Genomic DNA, 3,806 nt, shown 5'->3' on the forward strand with positions numbered 1-3,806 from the left:
GACGGGGACGGCTTCGTCCTCTACCGCAAGGGGGAAGTCGGTTCCTCCGCTTCTACTAAACCTTCCAAAGTGCGGCGCTGACGGCACGAGGCCTGCGCCGGTATCGGGAGAACAAAGATGAGTTCACGACTTAAACTGGCAGGAATCTGCTTTGCGGCGGCGTTTGCTCTTGCCGCCTGCGGCGGTGGGGGAGGTGGAACGACGGCGACGATGCCGGATCCGACGCCGCCACCGCCGGCGGGTCCGACAGCCGAGAGCATCAAAGCCGACGCGGCGGATGCGGTCACGGACGCCATGGCCGCCAGCATGGCCGCGACGCAGGCCGAGAAGGACGCGCTCAAATACGCGCGCATGCTCACTGCTGAGTCCGTCAAGGGCGACTCGGCAATGGCCATCGCGAACGCACAGATGATTCTGGATGCGGAGACGGCTGCTAATCAGGCCGTCATGGACGCAGACGATGCGCTGACCGATGCCATGGCGGCGAAGACCGCGGCTGAGGGCCTTCCCGAGGATGACGCGGGCCGGGCCGGTGCGATTGCGGCAGCCGAACATGCGGTCGAGCAGGCGACGGCCCAGAAAAAGAACGCCCAGGCGATCCTCGACAAGAACCCGCTGCAGACTGGCACCACCACCCCGACCACGGAAGTGGATTCACTGAGGGACGCGGTTGCCCAGGTCAAGGGAGCCAACAAGTTGGCCGAAGACTATCCGATGATGCCCGCTGTCATCGGCAAGCGGATAGCAGGCGAGGTCATGACGGCCATCGGCACCGCTAGCGTAGATGCCGCTCTCAACACCGCTGACATCGCCGACGCGACATCAAGGGATGGCATCAAGAACGATGCCGCAGCCATCGGGGCCATGACCTGGGCCATGATCGTCGGCGAAGATAACATCATGATGGAGCGGATCGGCGACACTAATGCGGCCCTTCCGGTGGCGTTGATCGCCGGCATGATGGCGTCGGCCGTGGACAAGACCGGTACTCCTGTTCTGGTCTCCACGGGCACGTTCGTCGACGGCACCGCCTATGGCGCCGCCTCCACTACAACCACACCGGGCACGGAGTACAAGGGCATTCCGGGCGCGGTCTGGTGCCTGGGGGGCGACGACGGTTGCAAGGTAAATGCCGACGGGACGTTGGGTAGTGGCTGGTACTTCACCCCGACTTCGACGACGCAACTCTACGATGCGAATCCGGACATGGCGGGAATGTATAAGGCGGCGACCATGTACGCCCGCTACGGCTACTGGCTGACCTATAGTGCCACCGGCGCGGCCACCGGCGTCACCCTGTTCGCAGAGTCGGACGGCAACGTTCAGAATCTCAATCTCGGGCAGGCTGGCGATCCCGCGGCGGATGTCACGGCGACCTACAGCGGCTCGGCCGTCGGCATTTCGAAGCGTGGCGACAACTCCGGTCAGTTCACCGCCGACGTCAACCTGACGGCGAAGTTCGCAACGCAGCCGACATTGCGCGGTCGGGTTTCGAACTTCCAGGGTGGGGCAGTCGGAAACTGGACCGTTCTCCTTAACGAAACCAACCTGGGTCCCACTGCCGGTAACTTCATCAACGGCACAACCGCTGGTGGCGGTTCTCCGGGCGCGTGGAGTACGCAGGCATACGGTCCGACACCGGTCGATCACGATGGCAATCCGGGCACGACCGCCCAAAACCAGCGTCCGACGGGCTTCTTCGGCGCGTTCACCGCCACCTTCGGCGACGGCTCCGCGGCCGGCGCCTACACGACCCGGGCGGACTAACCCCCAAAGGGGCAAATTTCCCCTTGCATGCTCAAAGGGCGGCGTTCGCGCCGCCCTTCTTTTTCCCAGGCCCCAGCTTCCGGACGATCGCGCCATGCTCCTCCCCGCGCGCTTGCAGCGGTCGGCTTTGCCGGTCACCTGCCTTGCCGCCGCTATGGCCCTGCCGATGGCCTTCGCAGGCCCTCTCCCGGCCCTGGCCCAAAAGCCGGCCCAATCGAAACCCGCCGCGCCGCAATCCGCCGCCGACCGGGCCAAGGCGCTGCTCCGGGCCGGGCGGCCGGTGCAGGCGCTCGCCGTCCTGCGGCCGGCCGTCGAAGCTCGCCCCAACGATCTTTCCCTGCTGTTCCTGGTCGGCCAGGCCGGGATCGCGGCGGGCCGCAAGGGCGTCGACGAGAAGACGCGCGACGCCTTCCTCGACGCCGCCATCGCCGCCCTGCGGCGCATGCTGACGATCCGGCCCGGCCTGACGCGCCCCCGGCTGGAACTGGCCCGCGCCTTCTTCCTCAAGCGCGAGGATACGCTGGCCCGGCGCCATTTCGAGCGGGTGCTGGCCGGCAAGCCGCCTGAGGCGGTCGTGGCGAACGTCAACCGCTTTCTCGGCGCGATCCGGGCGCGCAAGCGCTGGAGCGCCTATTTCGGCTTCGCCCTGGCGCCGGACACCAATGTCGGCGCGGCCTCCGGCGCGGATACGGTCTGGCTGCCGGCGTTCGGCACCGTCCTGCCCTTCCGGGTTAGCGACGATTCGCGGCCCTCGTCCGGCATCGGCCTGCTGCTGTGGGGCGGCGCCGAATACCAGCAGCCGCTCCCGGACCTGTGGGGCCGGCCCCTGCGCCTGCGCGTGGGCGGAGACCTCTGGCGCCAGGAATACGCCCATGCCCGCTTCGACCGCACGCTGATCGCCGGCCATGCCGGGCCGCGCTGGCTCGCCGGCCGGACCTGGGAGCTCAGCCTGCTCGCCAGCGTGCGTCAGCTTCTGAGCGCGGGCGACTTCGAATACAGCGAAACCGGCCTGCGCCTGGAGGCCGCCCAGCGCCTCGGCCCGCGCCTGTTCACGCGCCAGGCCGCGAGCTGGCACCAGCGGATCTACGAGGACAGCGGCGGGCTGAACGGGCCGCGCTGGCAGGCGTCGCTCAATCTGAACTGGCAGGCGACGCCGACCCTGTCGGTCGGCGCGAACGCCGGCTGGTCCGCAGAGGTGCCGCGCGTCGATCACCAGCGCAACGCACGGCCCTGGGTGCAGGTCTCGGCGAGCTATGCGCTGCCCTGGGGCTTTACGGTCGGCGCGTCGGCCAACTTCTACCGGACGACCTACGAGGCCAGCCCATACTGGCGGGTGCTGACCCGCGGCGACGCCCGGCGCGTGGACCGGGGGCAGACCTACCGGCTGAGCTTGTTCAACCGCGCCTTCACCCTGGGCGGCTTCAGCCCGCAGCTTGTCGGCATCTACGAGGCGCGCGCTTCCAATGCGCAACTCTCCAGCTTCCGGCGGACCCGCGGCGAATTGCGGGCCGTGCGGCAGTTCTGAGGCATGACAGGGGGGGCACCGGTCGGGGCGTATCGAGGGGCGTCGGGCCGGTTGCGGTCGCGGCGATCGTCGGCGCCGCCGTGCTCGCGGTCGCGGCGGCGATGGTCTGGCTGGCCGATCCTCCGGCCGCGCCCGAACGGCTGGAGGCGATGGGCTGCACGGACCTCGCCGCCGCCATGCTGGACGGCGGCGACGCCGAACGGCGCGCCGCTCTCGGCGTCTATGTGAAGAAGAAGTGCATTTGATCCAGGGCCGCTTTCCGAAGACAATACCGGGCCCGGATGGCGACATCCGGACCTTTTTCTTCCGCGCCCTTCCGGCAGGCCCAGGGCAGGCCCTTCGATACGCCCCGGATTTCATCCGGGGCTACTCAGGATGAGGGTGAAGGGGAGTAAACGCATTACACACCCTCATCCCGAGTAGGCGCGTCAGCGCCGTATCGAGGGGCGCCGCCCTCCTGCAGGTCGGTGCCGATGCTGCCGGTGATGCGGGCGGCGGCGGTCTGGATCGAATC

The 3,806-nt window shown here is 68.3% G+C and carries 3 protein-coding genes; all 3 read left to right on the forward strand.

All coding sequences use genetic code 11. The features are described 5' to 3' along the window. Positions 1–117 precede the first annotated feature (117 nt). The 3 genes from OXM58_13680 (at position 118) to OXM58_13690 (ending at position 3,537) form a co-directional block, all read left to right on the forward strand. Positions 118–1,767 carry a hypothetical protein gene (locus OXM58_13680; protein MDE0149415.1) on the forward strand — a complete coding sequence of 550 codons (1,650 nt, stop codon included), beginning with the start codon at positions 118–120 and terminating at the stop codon, positions 1,765–1,767. A gap of 94 nt (positions 1,768–1,861) precedes the next feature. Beyond that, positions 1,862–3,292, forward strand: coding sequence for a surface lipoprotein assembly modifier (locus OXM58_13685; GenBank protein ID MDE0149416.1), 1,431 nt, complete (start codon positions 1,862–1,864; stop codon positions 3,290–3,292). Between the two features lie 80 nt (positions 3,293–3,372). Further along, positions 3,373–3,537 carry a hypothetical protein gene (locus OXM58_13690; protein ID MDE0149417.1) on the forward strand — a complete coding sequence of 55 codons (165 nt, stop codon included), beginning with the start codon at positions 3,373–3,375 and terminating at the stop codon, positions 3,535–3,537. Positions 3,538–3,806: the final 269 nt, after the last annotated feature.

It is taken from the genome of Rhodospirillaceae bacterium (genome assembly GCA_028819475.1).
GTDB lineage: Bacteria > Pseudomonadota > Alphaproteobacteria > Bin65 > Bin65 > Bin65.